This is a genomic window from Streptomyces sp. NPDC043867, assembly GCF_056435845.1.
Map to the genome: position 1 here is coordinate 1 of NZ_JBWKDS010000014.1, position 16580 is coordinate 16580.

Annotated in this window: 16 protein-coding genes; 7 read left to right on the forward strand and 9 right to left on the reverse strand. The window is 71.6% G+C overall.

Annotation, left to right across the window (positions count from 1 at the left end):
• Positions 1 to 149 precede the first annotated feature (149 nt).
• The gene (locus AC069T_RS15950) at positions 150 to 650 is read right to left on the reverse strand and encodes an ATP-binding protein (protein WP_478783315.1); all 501 of its coding nucleotides are present in this window, start codon (positions 648 to 650) and stop codon (positions 150 to 152) included.
• Positions 651 to 910: 260 nt separating this feature from the next.
• Between AC069T_RS15950 and AC069T_RS15955 the strand changes: the two genes are divergently transcribed.
• Both AC069T_RS15955 and AC069T_RS15960 read left to right on the forward strand, forming a co-directional pair.
• Positions 911 to 1762 carry a helix-turn-helix domain-containing protein gene (locus AC069T_RS15955; RefSeq protein ID WP_478783316.1) on the forward strand — a complete coding sequence of 284 codons (852 nt, stop codon included), beginning with the start codon at positions 911 to 913 and terminating at the stop codon, positions 1760 to 1762.
• Positions 1763 to 1772: 10 nt separating this feature from the next.
• Positions 1773 to 1964, forward strand: a complete 192-nt coding sequence (locus tag AC069T_RS15960) for a hypothetical protein (RefSeq protein ID WP_478783317.1) — start codon at positions 1773 to 1775, stop codon at positions 1962 to 1964.
• Between the two features lie 15 nt (positions 1965 to 1979).
• On the opposite strand, the gene AC069T_RS15965 is transcribed toward AC069T_RS15960, so the two are convergent.
• Positions 1980 to 3332: an Nramp family divalent metal transporter gene (locus AC069T_RS15965; protein ID WP_478783318.1), complete on the reverse strand. Its 1353-nt coding sequence runs from the start codon at positions 3330 to 3332 to the stop codon at positions 1980 to 1982.
• 320 nt (positions 3333 to 3652) lie between these two features.
• Here AC069T_RS15965 and AC069T_RS15970 point away from each other — a divergent pair, with 320 nt between their 5' ends.
• Positions 3653 to 5005, forward strand: coding sequence for a M14 family metallopeptidase (locus AC069T_RS15970; RefSeq protein ID WP_478783319.1), 1353 nt, complete (start codon positions 3653 to 3655; stop codon positions 5003 to 5005).
• A gap of 91 nt (positions 5006 to 5096) precedes the next feature.
• Here AC069T_RS15970 and AC069T_RS15975 read toward each other — a convergent pair whose 3' ends face one another.
• The 5 genes from AC069T_RS15975 to AC069T_RS15995 all read right to left on the reverse strand — a co-directional run bounded on the left by AC069T_RS15975 (position 5097) and on the right by AC069T_RS15995 (position 9555).
• Positions 5097 to 5642 (reverse strand): hypothetical protein, encoded by a 546-nt coding sequence (locus AC069T_RS15975; protein ID WP_478783320.1) that lies wholly within the window; start codon positions 5640 to 5642, stop codon positions 5097 to 5099.
• Positions 5643 to 5706: 64 nt separating this feature from the next.
• Positions 5707 to 7191 carry a GntP family permease gene (locus AC069T_RS15980; RefSeq protein ID WP_478783321.1) on the reverse strand — a complete coding sequence of 495 codons (1485 nt, stop codon included), beginning with the start codon at positions 7189 to 7191 and terminating at the stop codon, positions 5707 to 5709.
• Between the two features lie 128 nt (positions 7192 to 7319).
• Entirely contained in the window at positions 7320 to 7730 is a 411-nt protein-coding gene (locus tag AC069T_RS15985) for a RidA family protein (RefSeq protein ID WP_478783322.1), read from the reverse strand.
• Entirely contained in the window at positions 7727 to 8488 is a 762-nt protein-coding gene (locus AC069T_RS15990; RefSeq protein WP_478783323.1) for an IclR family transcriptional regulator, read from the reverse strand. The genes AC069T_RS15985 and AC069T_RS15990 overlap by 4 nt, the downstream gene beginning before the upstream one ends.
• Positions 8485 to 9555: a sugar kinase gene (locus AC069T_RS15995; RefSeq protein ID WP_478783324.1), complete on the reverse strand. Its 1071-nt coding sequence runs from the start codon at positions 9553 to 9555 to the stop codon at positions 8485 to 8487. Before AC069T_RS15995 ends, AC069T_RS15990 begins: the two co-directional genes overlap by 4 nt.
• 134 nt (positions 9556 to 9689) lie before the next feature.
• On the opposite strand from AC069T_RS15995, the gene AC069T_RS16000 reads away from it, so the two are divergent.
• Positions 9690 to 11003, forward strand: a complete 1314-nt coding sequence (locus tag AC069T_RS16000; RefSeq protein ID WP_478783325.1) for an amino acid deaminase — start codon at positions 9690 to 9692, stop codon at positions 11001 to 11003.
• A complete protein-coding gene (locus AC069T_RS16005) occupies positions 10937 to 12790 on the forward strand; it encodes an N-acyl-D-amino-acid deacylase family protein (RefSeq protein WP_478783326.1) in 1854 nt (617 codons plus the stop codon). The genes AC069T_RS16000 and AC069T_RS16005 overlap by 67 nt, the downstream gene beginning before the upstream one ends.
• Before the next feature lie 15 nt (positions 12791 to 12805).
• On the opposite strand, the gene AC069T_RS16010 is transcribed toward AC069T_RS16005, so the two are convergent.
• Positions 12806 to 13675: a S1 family peptidase gene (locus tag AC069T_RS16010; protein ID WP_478783327.1), complete on the reverse strand. Its 870-nt coding sequence runs from the start codon at positions 13673 to 13675 to the stop codon at positions 12806 to 12808.
• Between the two features lie 144 nt (positions 13676 to 13819).
• Positions 13820 to 14650, reverse strand: coding sequence for a hypothetical protein (locus AC069T_RS16015; protein WP_478783328.1), 831 nt, complete (start codon positions 14648 to 14650; stop codon positions 13820 to 13822).
• Positions 14651 to 14775: 125 nt separating this feature from the next.
• On the opposite strand from AC069T_RS16015, the gene AC069T_RS16020 reads away from it, so the two are divergent.
• Both AC069T_RS16020 and AC069T_RS16025 read left to right on the forward strand, forming a co-directional pair.
• A complete protein-coding gene (locus AC069T_RS16020) occupies positions 14776 to 15987 on the forward strand; it encodes a pyridoxal phosphate-dependent aminotransferase (RefSeq protein WP_358851722.1) in 1212 nt (403 codons plus the stop codon).
• A gap of 100 nt (positions 15988 to 16087) precedes the next feature.
• Positions 16088 to 16510, forward strand: a complete 423-nt coding sequence (locus AC069T_RS16025) for an SCO4983 family protein (protein WP_478783329.1) — start codon at positions 16088 to 16090, stop codon at positions 16508 to 16510.
• Positions 16511 to 16580 lie beyond the last annotated feature (70 nt).

Here is a 16580-nt window from a genome sequence, read left to right on the forward strand (position 1 = left end):
ACCCACCCCTGAACACCACGACGGCCTGCACCACCCCAACGGGGTCGTACAGGCCGTCGTCACGCAGGCCCCCGGATTTACCAACAGCGTCCGGAACTTCGCCGGGCGGGGGCGTCCACACGCACGCGGGCAGTCGGCCCCCTCCCCCCTCACACGGCCCTTGCGCCGTACCGTGTCGCGCCCGCCCTCGGCAGCGTCGCCCACATGCGCGTCCCGCCGCCCGGCTCGCGGGACCTGCCGAAGCCCCAGTCGCCGTCGCAGGCCCGGCATACGCAGGCCAGGACGCGCAGGGAGGCACGGCGGCGCGTGTCGCACTCCTCCGCCAGCCTGGGGTGCGCGTGCGACGGGTGGCTGTCGTAGACGATCACCCGGAGCGCGTCGGCCCGGTAGCGGAGCGACAGGTAGAACTCCACCGACTCCGTGAACTGACAGGCGACCGCTGCCAGTTCCCCAACCGCTTGCAGCCCCGCGTCCAGCAGCTCGTGCAGGCCGTGCGCGGACAGGACGGCTCGCGTCGCCGCCCTCGCCAGCTTCGGACTGGCCAGTGCCGCCGGCAGCGTGAGGCTGTAGGCGAGGGTCTCCGGGCTCGGCGCCGTGGGGTCGGCGGGGTAGGCGGTCGCCAGGGGGCAACGGGACACGGACAGCGGCATGCGGGCTCCTGTGGTCGTACGCGGATGTCGTCACCTCGGCAGCAGTGGCCTGTCCCCCTGGCGCGGGCCCGCCCCTCCCAGGGGAGGAGTACGCGGGCAGGCTCACGCGATGCACTTCCGGCTGCCGTGAGTAGTCGGTGCGCTACCGAATGTACGCAGCGTCATGGTTACATTGCCACGCATTCCAGAAAACTGACCCGTTCGTGGTCTATGAGCGGTCGGTGGCGTCAGACTGCTGATGACATCGCGGAAGGAAAGCCATGCCACCGAGGACAGTCACCACGGAGCGCCAACGGCGCTTGGGCAGCGAACTGCGGAAGATGCGGATGGCCTCGGGGATAACGGCGGACCAGGCTGCCGGGCTGCTCGGTGTCGACCGGGCGAAGATCTCCAACATCGAGACCGGCATCCGCGCCATCAGCCCGGAACGGCTGCGCACGCTTGCCTGCAACTGCGACTGTTCCGACCAGGCATACGTCGAAGCCCTGGTGGCGCTGGCCCGGCCCAGCGGGCGCGGCTGGTGGGAGCGTTATCGCGGCGCGCTCTCGCCCGGTCTCCTGGACATCGCCGAGCTGGAGTCGTACGCCGTGCGCATGCGCACCGCTCACACGGCGCACATCCCCGGGCTGTTCCAGACCAGCGATCACGCGCTCGAACTCTTCAGGGCCGTCCTGCCCCCGCTGCCCGAGCACGAGGTCGCGTTGCGGCTGGCGTACCGCGTCGAGAGGCAGCACGTTCTCGAAGGCGAGAATCCGCCCGAGTACGTCGGCCTTGTGCACGAAGCGGCCCTGCGCATGCAGTTCGGTGGCCGCAAGGTGGCTCGCGCCCAGCTTGAGCACCTGATGGCCGTGTCCGAACGGCCCGCAGTACGCCTGCTGGTCATCCCCTTCGCCGCCGGGACCTTTCCCGGGGCCGGGCAGACGGTCAACTACCTCCAGGCTTCGGTGCCCCAGCTCGACACCGCTCAGGTCGACAGCTCGCACGGCCCGGAATTCCTCGGCGACGAGGCGCAGTTGGCAAAGTACCGTGCCCACTTGGACTGGATGGAGGGCATCGCCCTGACACCCGAGGCGTCACGCGACTTCATCCACGAGATCGCCAACAGCCTGTGAGGAGACCGCAATGGACCGGATCACCTGGGAGGAACCCTTCTGCGGAGAGGGGGCCAGCTGTTTCCGTCTCGGCACCGACGAGCGCGGCAACGCCTACATCGCCATAGCCGGTGCCGAGGACGCCTACCTCACCGATTCCCGGGAAGCGCTCCGTACGCTGATCCGGGACATCAAGGCCGGCAAGGCCGACCACCTTCTCTGAGCCGCCCGGCGTCGGTCAGAAGAACTCCGACCACGGCTGGTCCCAGATCTGCTTCACGCACAGGATCAGGAACAGCAGTCCCGCGACGGCCAGCATCGCGTTGCTCAGCATGCCGTTGCGCCATTCCGCGGGCGTGCGGGACGAGTTGAGCAGCCACATCAGGGTGAGGGAGAGGAAGGGCAGGAACGCGGCGCCCAGGACTCCGTACAGGATGATCAGGCGGAAGGGCTGGCCCTCGAACAGCAGCAGCATCGGCGGGAAGGTCAGCCAGAGGAGGTACGCGCGGAAGGGCCAGGACTTCTCCCGGGCGCCGGACGCCACCTCCTCGCCGGAGGCCCCGGATGCCGGGGACGGCCCGTCGCCGGGGGCCATCCCTGCCGCCCGGTCCTTGCGGAAGCGTTCCACGAAGTCGGCGAACATCAGGCTCACCCCGTGCCAGACGCCGATCAGCGAGGTGAACGACGTGGCGAAGAAGCCGATCAGGAAGAACTTGGCCGTCGCCGTGCCGTACTCGTCCTTCAGGATGTCGCTGAGCTGGACCAGACCCTGGTCGCCGGAGGCGATGGCCACGTTCGCCGAGTGCAGGAGTTCCGCGCCGACGAAGAGCATCGCGACGACGAAGATGCCGGTGGTGATGTAGGCGACGCGGTTGTCGAGGCGCATCACCTTCATCCACCCGGTGTTCGTCCAGCCCTTGGCGTTGACCCAGTAGCCGTACGCGGCGAGCGTGATCGTGCCGCCGACGCCGCCGATCAGGCCGAGGGTGTTGAGGACCGAGTCCTTCTCGTCGGGCAGGACGGGGAGCAGGCCGGCGAACGCGTCGCCCAGGTTCGGGGTGACGCGGATCGCCAGGTAGACCGTGACGACGAACATGACGCCCACGAGGACGGTCATGACCTTCTCGAAGACGGCGTACTTGTTGAACCAGACGAAGACCAGGCCGACCAGCCCGGTGAGGATGGCCCACCACTTGAGGCCCATGACGTCCGGGAAGAGGGCCTGGAGCGGCAGCCCCGAGGAGGACATCGCCGCCGCGCCGTAGACGAAGCCCCAGATCACGACGTAGCCGACGAAGAACCAGGACGTCCAGCGGCCGAGGCTCGCCCAGCCGTCGAAGAGGGTGCGGCCCGTGGACAGGTGCCAGCGGCCGGCCGCCTCGGCCAGGGAGATCTTGACCAGGCAGCCGATGACGGCGGCCCACAGCAGCGTGTAGCCGAAATTGCTGCCCGCGATGAGCGTGGCGACGAGGTCGCCGGCGCCCACGCCCGTCGCCGCGACGACGATGCCTGGCCCGATGTACTTCCAACTGGACTTACGGGGGCGGGAGGTGACCTCCGCCGGCGCTGACTTCCCAGTGGTCTCCGACATGTCGTTCAAGGAAGCGCAAAGCGGCCGGGCACACAAGAGGGCGTGCGGTGAAGAGACCCGGTCGAGCGGGTGCGCGGCCGTGTCTGCGGTGCGGGGCCGGGCCGCGCGCGTACAGTCCCGGACCGGGCGGCCCCCGCGTACAGAGCCCGGCTGATTTTCGGCCGGTTCCCGCCACCGGCCACCCGCACCTTCTTGACCTGACCATGCCAGCCACTCACGATGAGCGCCACACCCGCACCAGGCACGTCGCCATGGACCACCCCCCGCTCCACTCCCCACATCCGGAGACCCCGGATTTCCTGGAGAATCTAGGAGACTTCATGCGACTTCGCATACGAGGCAGCGGCGTCAAAAGCGGCCGGCGCACCGCCGCCCTCGCCACGCTCCTCGCCCTCGCCCTCGCCGCCCCGATCACCGCCACGGCCACCGACGCCACGGCGACCGGGGCGCGGGCCTCGGCACCCTCGGCGGACGACATCCGCCAGTACGAGATCCACCAGAGCACCACGCCGGTGACCCGTACGGCCATTCAGCGCACCGGCGTCACCGTGGACGAGGCCGACGAGGAGACCGTCGTCGTCTCGGGCCGCGCGGACCAGATCAGGAAGCTGCGGCGGCTCGGCTACGACGTCTCGCCCCTGGGCTCGGCGCCGGACCGGACCGACGGCTCCGACGTGCGGCTCCTGGACTTCCCGTCGGCCGACTCGAAGTACCACAACTACGCCGAGATGAACACGGAGATCAACCAGCGGCTCGCCGCCTACCCGGGCATCATGAGCAAGCGGGTGATCGGCAAGTCGTACCAGGGCCGGGACATCGTCGCGATCAAGGTCAGCGACAACGTCGCCGCCGACGAGGCCGAGCCGGAAGTGCTGTTCACCTTCCACCAGCACGCCCGTGAGCACCTGACCGTCGAGATGGCGCTCTACCTGCTGCGCGAGCTCGGCGCGGGCTACGGCTCCGACTCCCGCGTGACGAACATGGTGAACAACCGCGAGATCTGGATCGTCCCGGACCTCAACCCGGACGGTGGGGAGTACGACATCGCGTCCGGCTCGTACCGCTCCTGGCGCAAGAACCGCCAGCCCAACAGCGGCAGTTCGTACGTCGGCACCGACCTGAACCGCAACTGGAACTTCAAGTGGGGCTGCTGCGGCGGCTCGTCGGGCTCCACCTCGTCCGAGACCTACCGGGGCTCGGCTCCCGAGTCCGCGCCCGAGGTGAAGGTCGTCGCCGACTTCGTCCGCGGCCGGGTCGTCGGCGGGAAGCAGCAGATCACGGCCGGGATCGACTTCCACACGTACAGCGAACTGGTGCTGTGGCCCTTCGGGTACACGTACTCCGACACCGCGACGGGCATGACGGCGGACGACCGCAACGCCTTCGCGACCGTCGGCCAGAAGATGGGCGCCAGCAACGGCTACACGGCCGAGCAGTCCAGCGACCTGTACATCACCGACGGTTCGATCGACGACTATCTCTGGGGCACCCAGAAGATCTTCGCGTACACCTTCGAGATGTACCCGAGCTCCGGGGGCGGCGGTTTCTACCCGCCCGACGAGGTCATCGAGCGGGAGACCTCGCGCAACCGGGACGCGGTGCTGCAACTCCTGGAGAACGCGGACTGCATGTACCGCTCGATCGGCAAGCAGGCGCAGTACTGCGCGAGCTGACCGGCGTCCCTCCGGGGAGTACGTCACTTCCGGGAGTACGTCGCTCCCGGAAGTGCGTCACTCCCGGAAGTGCGTCACTCCCGGGAGTACGTCACTCCTGGAAGTAGGCGTCGAGGACCGCGTCGAGCTGCTTCTCCCACTCCGGGAAGCGCGCCCGCGCCGCCGCCTCGATCTCGATCGGGTACCAGCGGCGGTCGGGCGTGTGCACGGTGACCGTGAACCGCTTGCCCCAGCGCGGCAACTCGGTCTCGACGGCGCCGATCTCGTCCCAGCGGAACTCGGCCTCCTGGTCGTCCAGCCGCAGCACCACGCCGCGGTGGTCGGCCCGGACCGAGGCGCGCCGGTCGGATGCCTCGAAGACGGGACCGTCGGGGTCGCCGTCCTCGTCGCCGGGGGCACCGGCCGTCTCCGCCCCGGCGGCGAGGGCGTCCGCGGGAGCCGGCTCCTCGGCTGCCGGCTCGGGCCCCGCGTCGACGGGATCGGCCTCGGTCCCCGCCTCTTCGGCCGGGTCCTGCGGCTTCACGGGCGCGGGTGAGGTGATCCCGGGGACGTACGCCGGATCGACCGCGGCGGCGGGGACGACGGGCACGACTGGCACGTCCGGGGACTGGCTGTTCGAACCTATGCGCTGCTCCACAGCGGGCAGTATGGTCGACGATCCTGTGCCCGGCACAGCCGGTCCCCGTATAGGTGCACGGCTGTTATACGAAGAGGCTGAGAACCGCCGCCACCGCGAAGCCGGCCACCGACAGCACCGATTCCAGCACCGTCCACGACTTGAGGGTGTCGCGCTCGGTGATGCCGAAGTACTTGGCGACCATCCAGAAACCGCCGTCGTTCACGTGGGAGGCGAAGATGGAGCCCGCCGAGATGGCCATGATGACCAGCGCGACGAAGGCCTGCGAGTGGTCACCGCCGGCCAGCAGCGGGGCGACGATCCCGGCCGTGGTGACGATGGCGACGGTCGCCGAGCCCTGGGCGACGCGCAGCACCACGGAGATCAGGTAGGCGAGCAACAGCACGGGCAGGCCGACGTCGTTGAAGGTGTCCGACAGCGCCTGGGCGACGCCGCTCGCCTTCAGCACGGCGCCGAAGACGCCGCCCGCGCCGACCACCAGCAGGATGTTGCCGACCGGCTTCAGGGACGAAGTCGACACGCGCTCCAGGGACTTGCGGGACCAGCCGCGCCGGATGCCGAGCAGGTAGTAGGCGAGCAGCAGGGCGATGGTGAGGGCGACGAAGGGGCTGCCGAAGAACTCGACGACGGAGCGGCCGGTGGACGGGTCGAACGCGATCGAGGAGAACGTCGCGGTGAGGATCAGCACCAGCGGCGTGCCGATGATGCCGAGGACCGTGCCGAGCGGCACGGGCTTCTCCGGCGGCTCGACGCCCGCGGCGCGCTGCTCCTCGACGACGGCGAGCTTGGCCTCCTCGGCGGCCTCGACCATGTCCTGCGGTACGGGGACGAAGATCCGCCGGCCGATCCAGGCGGCGTAGCCCCAGGCGGCGAGCACGGCGGGGATGCCGCAGACGATGCCCATGAGGATGACCCAGCCGAGCTGGACGTGCAGCAGTCCCGCGGCGGCGACGGGTCCCGGGTGCGGGGGCAGGAAGGCGTGGGTCATCGACAGGCCGGCGAGCAGCGGCATGCAGTACAGCAGGATCGACTTGCCGGAGCGTTTGGCGGCGGCGTAGACGATCGGGGCGAGGACGAAGATGCCGACGTCGAAGAAGACCGGGATGCCGAAGATGAGGCCGGTGAGGCCCATGGCGAGGGGCGCCCGCTTCTCGCCGAAGAGGTTGAGCAGGCGGGAGGCCAGCACCTCGGCGCCGCCCGAGACTTCGAGGATCGCGCCGAGCATGGTGCCGAGGCCGATGATGATCGCGACGTGCCCGAGGATGCCGCCCATGCCGGACTCGATGACGGAGACGGCCGTGGACTTCTGGACGGTGCCGAAGAGTTCGGTGACGGACAGTCCGGCGGCGAGGCCGACGGCTATGGAGACGGCGAGCAGGGCGACGAACGGCTGGAGGCGGACCTTGATGATCAGCAGCAGAAGCAGGGCTATGCCGAGGGCGGCCACCGTGAGCAGACCGGCGGTGCCGTCGAGGAGAAGGAGCAGGCCGCCGGTGTGGGGTGGGGTCTCGGGGGCGGGTGCCGGCGCTGCGAGCAGGGGGGACGACATGGTGGTCCTCTGTTTCGTAAGTGCATGAGGCTTTCGGGCAGGGGGGATCGCGGTGCGGCGCCCCGGGATGACGGGAGCCGCACCGTGACGACGTACGGGGTGCGGGAGTGGGGGTGGCTGAGGGAGCGTCAGCCGAGAACGGCGAGCGCGTCGATCTCGATGAGGAGTCCGGCCGGCAGGCCGACGTAGACCGTCGTGCGGGCGGCGGGGGGCGCGGTGAGGCCCTGCTCCTCGAAGTAGCTGTTGTAGATGCCGTTCATCTCGGCGAAGTGGTCGACGTCCGTGAGGTAGACGCGGATCATCATCACGTCGTCCCAGGTCGCGCCGCCCTCTTCGAGGATCGCCTTGACGTTGGCGAGGGTCTGGAGGGTCTGCTCGCGCAGGCCGGGCCCGACGGGCGTCGGGGGCTGCCCCTCGACGGCGGGCAGGAAGCCGACCTGGCCGGCGACCTGGAGGATGTTCCCCTTGCGGACGCCGTGCGAGAACCTGGCGGGCGGGGTGGTGTGCGTCGGGGGGGTGAGCGCGGTCTTCTCGGTCATGCGGGGTCCTTTGCTGGGGTCTTGCCGGAGTACTCGCGGCTGATGGCGTCCGCGGTACGGCGCACCAGCGGGAGCAGCGTGAGGAGTTCGTCGGCGGTGACGACGACGTTCGGGGCGGAGACCGACATCGCGGCGACGACCCGTCCGTCGGCGCCCCTGATGGGGGCTCCGACGCAGTTGATGGACTCCTCGTGGCCACCGAGGTCGGTGGCCCAGCCCTGTTCGCGCACCGTCGCCAGTTCCTTGAGGAAGGCGGCGGCGCTGGGGGTCGAACGGGCCGTGTACAGGGGGTAGTCGAACTTCTCCGCGAGCTGGCGGCGTTCGGCCTCGGGCAGGTCGGCGAGGAGCAGCTTGGCCACGGCGGCGACGGTGATGGCCACCGGCTTGCCGATCCGCGAGTACATGCGCACGGGGTAGCGGCTCTCCACCTTGTCGATGTAGAGCACCTCGCTCTCCTCGTACACCGCGAGGTGGACGGTGTGCCCGCAGTTCTCGTTGAGGCGGACGAGGTGGGGGTGGGCGATCTCCCGGATGTCCAGGTTCTCCACGGCTTCCTGGGCGAGCGCGAAGAGCCGGGCGCCGAGGCGGTAGCGCTGGTCGGACTGGCGGTAGACAAGACCGTGCTCGTGCAGCGTGCGCAGGAGCCGGAGCGCCGTGGACTTGTGGACGCCGAGGCGCTCGGCGACCTGCCCGAGGTCGGCGGGTCCTTCGGCGAGCAGCGGCAGGATGCTCAGTGCTCGGTCGACGGTCTGGCTCATGGGGTGCGTACCTCCTCCTGGGCCCGTGGAGCGGCTTGGGTCCAGCCGGGGCCGAGTCGAAGTCTCCCCCACGCCTCGTCGTCCAGGGCGGCCAGGCGGTCGGCGTGGCCTCGGGCGCAGGGCACGGCGAGGTCGCCGGGGACGGTGAGGGCGGCGGCGGCCGTCAGGTGGCCGTGGCGCAGCCGCTCGCGGGCGGGCAGTCCGCGCAGGGTGGCGGAGAGGAAGCCTGCGGCGAAGGCGTCGCCTGCGCCGACGGGGGCGACCACGTCGACGTGCGGCGAGGGGACGAAGGCGGCGGTGTCGCCGTCGAAGAGGGTGGCGCCCCGGTGGCCCTGCTTCACGACCAGCGTGGCGGGTTCGGGCAGCGCGGCGCGCACGGCGGCCGGGCCGCCGGTGACGCCCCAGGCGGCTTCGGCCTCGTCCTCGCCGACGAAGACGAGGTCGCTGCCGCGGGCGAGGTCCAGGAGGACGGCGCCCGGTTCCCGGTGGTGCCACAGGTGCACGCGGTGGTTGACGTCGAAGGAGACGAGGGGGCGGCCGGGCCGGGGGGAGGTCAGCTCGCGGAGCAGGCCGAGGCAGTCGTCGGAGAGGGCGGCGGTGATGCCGGAGAGGTGGAGCACCCGGCCCGAGCGGACGGCGTCCAGGTCGACGGTGTCCGCGGACATCGCGGAGGCGGCGGACCCGGTGCGGTAGTACGCCACCTCGTGGGCGTCGGTGGCCCGGTCGCCCGCCGTGCGGAAGTAGACGCCGGTGGGGCGGGCGGGGTCGCGGCGGACGGCGGAGGTGTCGACGCCGTAGGCGGTGACCGTCTCGACGAGGTGGTCGCCGAAGCCGTCGGCGCCCACCCGGCTGACCCAGCGCGCGCTGTGCCCGGCGGAGGCGAGCACGCACGCGACGTTGGACTCGGCGCCGCCGATGCCCCGCTCGAAGGAGGGTACGTCGGCGAGGCGGCCCGGCCGGGACGGCAGGAACGTGACCATGGACTCGCCGAGCGCGACCACCTCGACCGGGCCGGGGCGGCCGTCGGAGGCGCGGTGCCCGGCGGATGCGGGTCCGTAGGTGGTCACGTGGGATCAGACTCCTCGCTTGCTCCGGGTCCACGGCACCGTTGACCCTGTGTTGGCTGGGATGTTAGACAGCAGTAAGCGACATACGCAATGGCCGTTGCATATGATGCAACAGGCCCTGACGAGGAGGCTCCATGGCCGCCGACCCCACCGCCGCCGAAGCCGTCGCCCGCCTGGCGGCGGACCGCGTCGACCACCGCTTCAAGGGCCTCCCCCCGGACGCCGAGGGCCTGACCGTCGGCGAGCTGGCCGCCCAGCGCCGCAATCTCTTCACCGACGGGTTCACGACCCCCGTCCTCGCCCTCTCCGCCGAAGGCCTGCGGCACAACCTCCGGCTCATGGAGACGTACGCGGCCCGCCACGGCCTGGCCTTCGCCCCGCACGGCAAGACCTCCATGGCCCCGCAGCTGTTCTGGCGGCAGATCGAGCACGGCGCCTGGGGCATCACCCTCGCGGTGCCCCATCAGGTGCGTGTGGCACGGGAGTTCGGCATCCGGCGGATCTTCCTCGCCAACGAACTGGTCGACGCGTCCGCCCTGCGCTGGATCGCCGCGGAACTCGCCGCCGACCCGTCCTTCCGCTTCGTCTGCTACGTCGACTCGGTGCGCGGCGTCGAGCTGATGGACGCCGCGCTGCGGGGTACGGCCCGTCCCGTGGACGTCGTGGTCGAGCTCGCCGCCGGTGAGGGGGCCCGCACCGGCGCCCGCACGGAGGCGGAGTGCGCTGCGGTCGCGGACGCGGTGGCCGGCACCTCCACCCTGCGCCTGGTCGGCGTGGCCGGCTACGAGGGCGAGGTCCCGGACGCGACCGGGGACCGCGTCCGCGCCTGGCTGCGCCGCCTCACCGCCCTGGCGGCGGACTTCGACCGGGCGGGCCGGTTCGGGGGCCTGCGCGCGGACCGGGGCGCCGGCTCCGAGGACGCCGACGAGATCGTCGTCAGCGCCGGCGGCAGCGCCTGGTTCGACGCGGTCGCGGACGTGTTCGCGGAGCTCCCCGAGCTGTCCCTGCCGGTGCTGAAGCTGCTGCGCTCCGGCGCGTACGTCTCGCACGACGAGGGTCACTACCGCAGGCTCACCCCCTTCACGCGGGTCCCCGAGGAGGGCGCGCTCCAGCCCGCCTTCCGCCTCTGGGCGCAGGTGGTCTCCCGCCCGTCCGCCGAGCAGGCCTTCGCCAACGCGGGCAAGCGCGACGCCGCCTACGACCTGGACCTGCCGACGGCGCAGGTGATCCGCCGAGACGGCACCGAACACCCGGCCGCAGGCGTCACCGTCACCGGCCTCTCCGACCAGCACACGTGGCTGAGCACCGCCCCCGGGACGGACCTGCGCGTGGGCGACTGGCTGGGCCTGGGCCTCTCCCACCCGTGCACGACCTTCGACAAATGGCAGCTGATCCCCGTGACCGAACGGGACGGCACGGTGACGGAGTACGTACGGACGTTCTTCTGAGGCCTCCACCCGGGCTGCTCGCGGCGAAACCGAGGAGAGGCTGTTCTCGGCGGAGCCGAGGAGACGGACCGGGACGGGTGGCCGTGGGTGGGCAGGGACCGCGCGGAGCGCGGGAAAGAGACAGCGCGGGCGCAGCCCGGAGACACGCGCCGCAGGCGCGGAAGGAGACGCCCACCATGGACCTGGTGATCACAAACGCCACCGTCGTGGACGGCACCGGCCAGGCCCCGTACCGGGCAGACGTAGGCATCCGGCACGGCAGGATCACAGAGATCCGCAGGGACGGCCGCCGCCCCCTCCCCCGGGGGACCCGAACCGTGGACGCGGACGGCCTCGCCCTCTCCCCCGGCTTCATCGACATGCACGCGCACAGCGACCTCGCCCTCCTCACGGACCCGGACCACAGCGCCAAGGCCGCCCAGGGCGTGACCCTGGAGGTCATCGGCCAGGACGGCCTGTCGTACGCCCCCGTCGACGACCGCACCCTCACCGAGGTCCGCCGCGCGATCACCGGCTGGAACGGCCCCGGCGACGGCATCGACTTCACCTGGCGTTCGGTCGGCGAGTACCTGGACCGGCTCGACCACGGCTTCGACGGCGAGGGCATCGCGGTCAACGCCGCGTACCTGATCCCGCAGGGCTCGGTCCGGATGCTCGCCGTCGGCTGGGAGGACCGCGAGGCCACGCCCCGCGAACTGGACCGGATGCGGAGCCTGGTCGCGGAGGGCATGCGCGAGGGAGCCGTCGGCATGTCCTCCGGGCTGACGTACACCCCCGGCATGTACGCGAAGGACGCCGAACTCACCGAGCTGTGCCGGGTGGTGGCCGAGTACGGCGGCTACTACTGCCCCCACCACCGCTCGTACGGGGCGGGCGCCCTGGAGGCGTACGAGGAGATGGTGGCCCTCACCCGGGAGGCGGGCTGCCCGCTGCATCTCGCCCACGCCACGATGAACTTCGGCGTGAACAGGGGGAAGGCCCCGGACCTGCTCGCCCTGCTGGACGACGCGCTCGCGGCGGGCGCCGACATCAGCCTGGACACGTACCCCTACACCCCCGGCTGCACCACCCTGGTGGCGCTGCTGCCGAGCTGGGCGGGCGAGGGAGGCCCGGAGGCGGTCCTGGCCCGCCTCGCGGACGACGCGACGGCCGAGCGGATCCGGCACGACATGGAGGTCGTGGGCGCCGACGGCTGCCACGGCGTGCCGGTCGAGTGGGACACGATCGAGATCTCGGGCGTCGGCGACCCCGCTCTCGCGCCGTACGTGGGCAGCACCGTCCAGGAGTCCGCGGCCCGCCGCGGCGAGGCTCCGTGGACGACGGCCCGACGGCTGCTGATCGCCGACGGCCTCGGCCCGACGATCCTCCAGCACGTCGGCCACGAGGAGAACGTCCGCGCGATCATGCGGCACGGGGTGCACACCGGCGGTTCCGACGGCATCCTGCGGGGCGACAAGCCGCACCCGCGCGCGTACGGCACCTTCCCGCACTATCTGGGCCACTACGTGAGGGAGTTGGGCGTCCTCTCCCTGGAGGAGTGCGTCGCCCACCTGACCGCGCGGCCCGCCGCCCGGCTGCGGCTGCCAGACCGCGGACTCGTGCGCGAGGGCTACCGCGCCGATCTCGTCCTCTTCGACCCGGACACGGTCGCCGCGGGGTCGACCTTCGAGGCGCCGCGCACCCTGCCGGCCGGCATCCCGCACGTCCTCGTCGACGGCCGTTTCGTGATCGAGGACGGGCGGCGGACGGACGTCCTGGCCGGGCGGGCGGTCCGCCGTACGACGTGACCGCCCGCCGGACGCCTACGGCTTGGGCAGGGTGCACCCGCTGCGGCTCAGGTCGATCTTGTTGTCGATCCCGACGCACGGCACGATCTGGTAGGTCTCCTGGGCGTAGTTGATGCCCTGGCGGACGGTGACGTTGCCGCTCGCGTCGACCTCGCACGGGTTGTTGTCCGTGCAGCGGGCGCCGTCCTCGTTGCCGGTGTTGTTGACGGCGACGACCTTGCCGGTGGTGTTGTCGACGACCGGCGAACCCGACGTGCCGCCGATGGTGTTGCAGGCGGAGGTGTAGCGGACCGAGTCCTTCCAGGTCCACTCCCCCTCCTTCAGGCGGTACGCGAACCCGTCGATGTTGCAGCTGTAGATCCGCTTCCAGTAGCCGGACACGACCTTGATCGCGGTCCCGGCGACGGGGTGCGCGGCGTCGAGCGTCAGCGCGCTGATGCCGTACGAGGTCCTGATCTGCGCGTAGGTGCGGGTGAGCTGGTAGATCGAGATGTCCGTGTCGGTCATCGTCGCGTACGCGATCTTGCTGGCGCGCAGGGTCGCGACCCGCGTGCCCGCGGAGTTGAGCAGGCCGAAGGAGCGGCTTGAGGGCTGGTCGACGACGACCTCGCCCGCGGCCGGGAAGCCGGTCTCCAGGCAGTGGCCGTTGGAGAGCACGAGCGCGGGGTCGTCGTCCTCCGATCCGGGCATCCGCACGACGGAGCCGGAACAGTTGCTGAGCGCGACGGTGCCGGCGTAGTTCACCGCCTGCACGGCCGGTGCCTGCACGGCCGGCGCGGGTGCCGTCCGCTCGGCCGGGGCGGGCGCGGGCGCCGCGACCGCGGGTGCCGCGCCGGCCCCGGCGGTCACCAGGGCGAAGAGCGCGGCGACGAGAGGCTTTCTCATGTGGGGGTCCCCTCTGTTTTCTGTTGTGCGACATGGGTGGGTGGCCGGAGGTCTTCCGGCCGAGTCCTGTTTGTCATGCGCATTGTGAGGGGGCCCCGGCGGGGCGGCAAGGAGCTGTTTCCGGCCGCGACCGGCGTCTTCCGGCTACTTGGGTCGCTTGGTGGAGCCGGATCCGCGGCCCGGCCTGCCGTCCGCGCCGTTGCGCGTCCATTCGGCCGGCGCGGCGCTCGTGGGACTCGCCGGGACACTCCGCGCCGGAACCTTCGGCTCCGCGGCCTCCGTGACGCTCGCGGACGCGCGGACGACCGGGGACGCCGGAGCCGTGGACGCGGGGGCCGGGGAGGCCGACGTCGGTTTCGCGGCGACGGAAGGACGCGCCGGGGAGCCTTCGGGCGCGGACACCTCCCCCGAACCGGTGCCGGCGCCCGTGCCGGCGTCCACGTCGGCGCTCTCTCCGCGGGGCCGCGGCGCCGGCGAGGACCCGGAGCCGAAGACCCCGGCGAGCAGCGCCGCGAGCAGCACGGCACAGACCACCCCGAGGCCGGCACCCATCCGGCGCAGCAGTCGGGTGCGGCGCCGCCGCAGCAGCCGGGCGCGCCGGCCCGGCTCGCCGGCGGCGGGGCCGGAGCCCCGCGCCGGGGCGTCGGGGATCTCCATGACCGCCGCCGGACCGGGGCCCTCGGGCGCCGCTCCCCGCCCGTCGGGCGAGCCGGGACCGCCGTACGCGCCCCCGCCCTGGGTCCGCGCCCCGTACGTGTCCCGCGACCCCGTGCCCCCGGCGCCGTGGGCTTCCCCCGCCCCCTCGCCCCCGGCGCCGTGGGCTTCCCCCGCCCCTTCGCCCCCGGGCCCGTAGGTGTCCTGCCAGCCGTGCGCCGCGGCGGGATCCGCGTACGCCTCGTAGGCGGGCGTCACCGCGTCGCCGCGCGGGAGGTACACGTTCGGCGGACTCTCCGGTCCGCCGTGCTGCCATGACATGGGCGCGGATTGTAGAGACCGCAAGGGCTTACGGCGTAGCGGAGCGACAAATCACCCGAAGCCCGACGTCTCACGTGGTGAAAAACACCCCCCGCACCCCCCGGGGCGGCCGTAAGCTCGCGGACATGCAGGTGATCCAGTCCACGAAGCTCGCCAATGTCTGTTACGAGATCCGGGGTCCGGTTCTCGAGGAGGCGATGCGGCTGGAAGCGGCAGGCCACCGCATCCTCAAGCTGAACACCGGCAATCCGGCGGCGTTCGGCTTCGAATGCCCGCCCGAGATCCTGGAGGACATCCTCCGCAACGTCTCGTCGGCCCACGGCTACGGTGACGCGAAGGGCCTGCTCGCGGCGCGCCGGGCCGTGGTGATGCACAACCAGACCCTCGGCATCGAGACGGACGTCGAGCACGTCTTCATCGGCAACGGCGTGTCCGAGCTGATCGTCATGGCGATGCAGGGCCTGCTGGACGACGGCGACGAGGTCCTCGTCCCCGCGCCGGACTACCCGCTGTGGACGGCCGCGGTGTCCCTGTCCGGCGGCACGGCGGTCCACTACCACTGCGACGAGCAGTCGGACTGGATGCCCGACCTCGCCGACGTGGAGCGCAAGGTCACCGACCGCACCAAGGCGATCGTCATCATCAACCCGAACAACCCGACGGGCGCGGTGTACGACGAGTCGGTGCTGCGCGGGCTGACCGACATCGCCCGCCGCCACAACCTGCTGGTCTGCTCCGACGAGATCTACGACAAGATCCTTTACGACGGCGCCACGCACACACCGACCGCGTCCGTCGCCCCCGACCTGCTGACGCTCACCTTCAACGGGATGTCCAAGTCCTACCGGGTGGCCGGCTACCGGGTCGGCTGGATGTCGATCTCCGGGCCGCGGGCCCACGCCGACTCGTACATCGAGGGACTGACGATCCTGGCGAACATGCGCCTGTGCGCGAACATGCCCGGGCAGCACGGCGTGGTCGCCGCACTGAGCGGACGCCAGACGATCAACGAGCTGGTGCTGCCCGGCGGGCGGCTGAAGGAACAGCGGGACGTCGCGTACGAGTTGCTGACCCGGATCCCCGGCGTGAGCTGTGTGAAGCCGAAGGGCGCGCTCTATCTCTTCCCGCGCCTGGACCCGAAGGTCTTCAAGATCAAGGACGACCGGCGGATGGTCCTCGACCTGCTGCGCCAGGAGAAGATCATGGTCGTCCAGGGCACGGGCTTCAACTGGCCCGAACCGGATCACTTCCGGGTGGTCACCCTGCCGTCGGTCGCGGACCTGACCTCCGCCGTCACCCGCATCGGCACCTTCCTGGACGGCTACGGCCAGCCGTGACGCGCGGGCCGGGCGGGCACCCGCCCGGCCACCGTGAACCGACTCAACTTTAGACGGAATCCAAGGTAGGATGGCTTCCTGACAGCACAGGAGGCCTCCCATGTACGAACCGATCCGCTCCAAGTCGGTCCACAGCACGGCGGACGGCCCCAACCCCGGCTTCCCGCACCGCTCCCGCGAGGAGGAGCTGGACATCCAGCTCGCGGGGCATGTGGCGGCCCTGCTCGCGGTGACGGACGAGCTGCGCGCGCTCGCGCCCTCCGCCGACCTCGACCAGGCGGCCGAGCGGCTCGCCGGCCAGGTGGCCCGGCTGCGCGGCGGGTCGGCGCCCGTGCGGGCCCCGGTGGCCGCCGCCGTCCACGAACCCCGTCCGGCGATGCTGCACCGGCGGGCGCACGCGCTCGCCGGCCGCGCCCTGGTCGTCGCGGCCTCCCGCGCCGACACGGCCGTCGCGATCCTGGCGGCCGAGCGCATGGACGCCCACGCGGCGGCCCTCGGCCCCCGGGCGCTCGCCGCCCGCTGAGCCCTCCGGGCTCCCCCTGATCGGCCCCGGTCCGCGCGCACCCGCAGCGACGTGCGGACCGGGCGCCACC

What these genes read in the sequence shown, in the direction of transcription:
- AC069T_RS15980 (WP_478783321.1), bottom strand. Translation starts at nt 7,191, where the DNA reads ATGTCGTCCCCCCTGCTCGCAGCGCCGGCACCCGCCCCCGAGACCCCA.
- AC069T_RS16025 (WP_478783329.1), top strand. Translation starts at nt 16,088, where the DNA reads ATGTACGAACCGATCCGCTCCAAGTCGGTCCACAGCACGGCGGACGGC.
- AC069T_RS15970 (WP_478783319.1), top strand. Translation starts at nt 3,653, where the DNA reads ATGCGACTTCGCATACGAGGCAGCGGCGTCAAAAGCGGCCGGCGCACC.
- AC069T_RS16000 (WP_478783325.1), top strand. Translation starts at nt 9,690, where the DNA reads ATGGCCGCCGACCCCACCGCCGCCGAAGCCGTCGCCCGCCTGGCGGCG.
- AC069T_RS15990 (WP_478783323.1), bottom strand. Translation starts at nt 8,488, where the DNA reads ATGAGCCAGACCGTCGACCGAGCACTGAGCATCCTGCCGCTGCTCGCC.
- AC069T_RS16015 (WP_478783328.1), bottom strand. Translation starts at nt 14,650, where the DNA reads ATGTCATGGCAGCACGGCGGACCGGAGAGTCCGCCGAACGTGTACCTC.
- AC069T_RS15985 (WP_478783322.1), bottom strand. Translation starts at nt 7,730, where the DNA reads ATGACCGAGAAGACCGCGCTCACCCCCCCGACGCACACCACCCCGCCC.
- AC069T_RS16020 (WP_358851722.1), top strand. Translation starts at nt 14,776, where the DNA reads ATGCAGGTGATCCAGTCCACGAAGCTCGCCAATGTCTGTTACGAGATC.
- AC069T_RS15965 (WP_478783318.1), bottom strand. Translation starts at nt 3,332, where the DNA reads ATGTCGGAGACCACTGGGAAGTCAGCGCCGGCGGAGGTCACCTCCCGC.
- AC069T_RS15960 (WP_478783317.1), top strand. Translation starts at nt 1,773, where the DNA reads ATGGACCGGATCACCTGGGAGGAACCCTTCTGCGGAGAGGGGGCCAGC.
- AC069T_RS15955 (WP_478783316.1), top strand. Translation starts at nt 911, where the DNA reads ATGCCACCGAGGACAGTCACCACGGAGCGCCAACGGCGCTTGGGCAGC.
- AC069T_RS15950 (WP_478783315.1), bottom strand. Translation starts at nt 650, where the DNA reads ATGCCGCTGTCCGTGTCCCGTTGCCCCCTGGCGACCGCCTACCCCGCC.
- AC069T_RS16005 (WP_478783326.1), top strand. Translation starts at nt 10,937, where the DNA reads ATGGCAGCTGATCCCCGTGACCGAACGGGACGGCACGGTGACGGAGTA.
- AC069T_RS16010 (WP_478783327.1), bottom strand. Translation starts at nt 13,675, where the DNA reads ATGAGAAAGCCTCTCGTCGCCGCGCTCTTCGCCCTGGTGACCGCCGGG.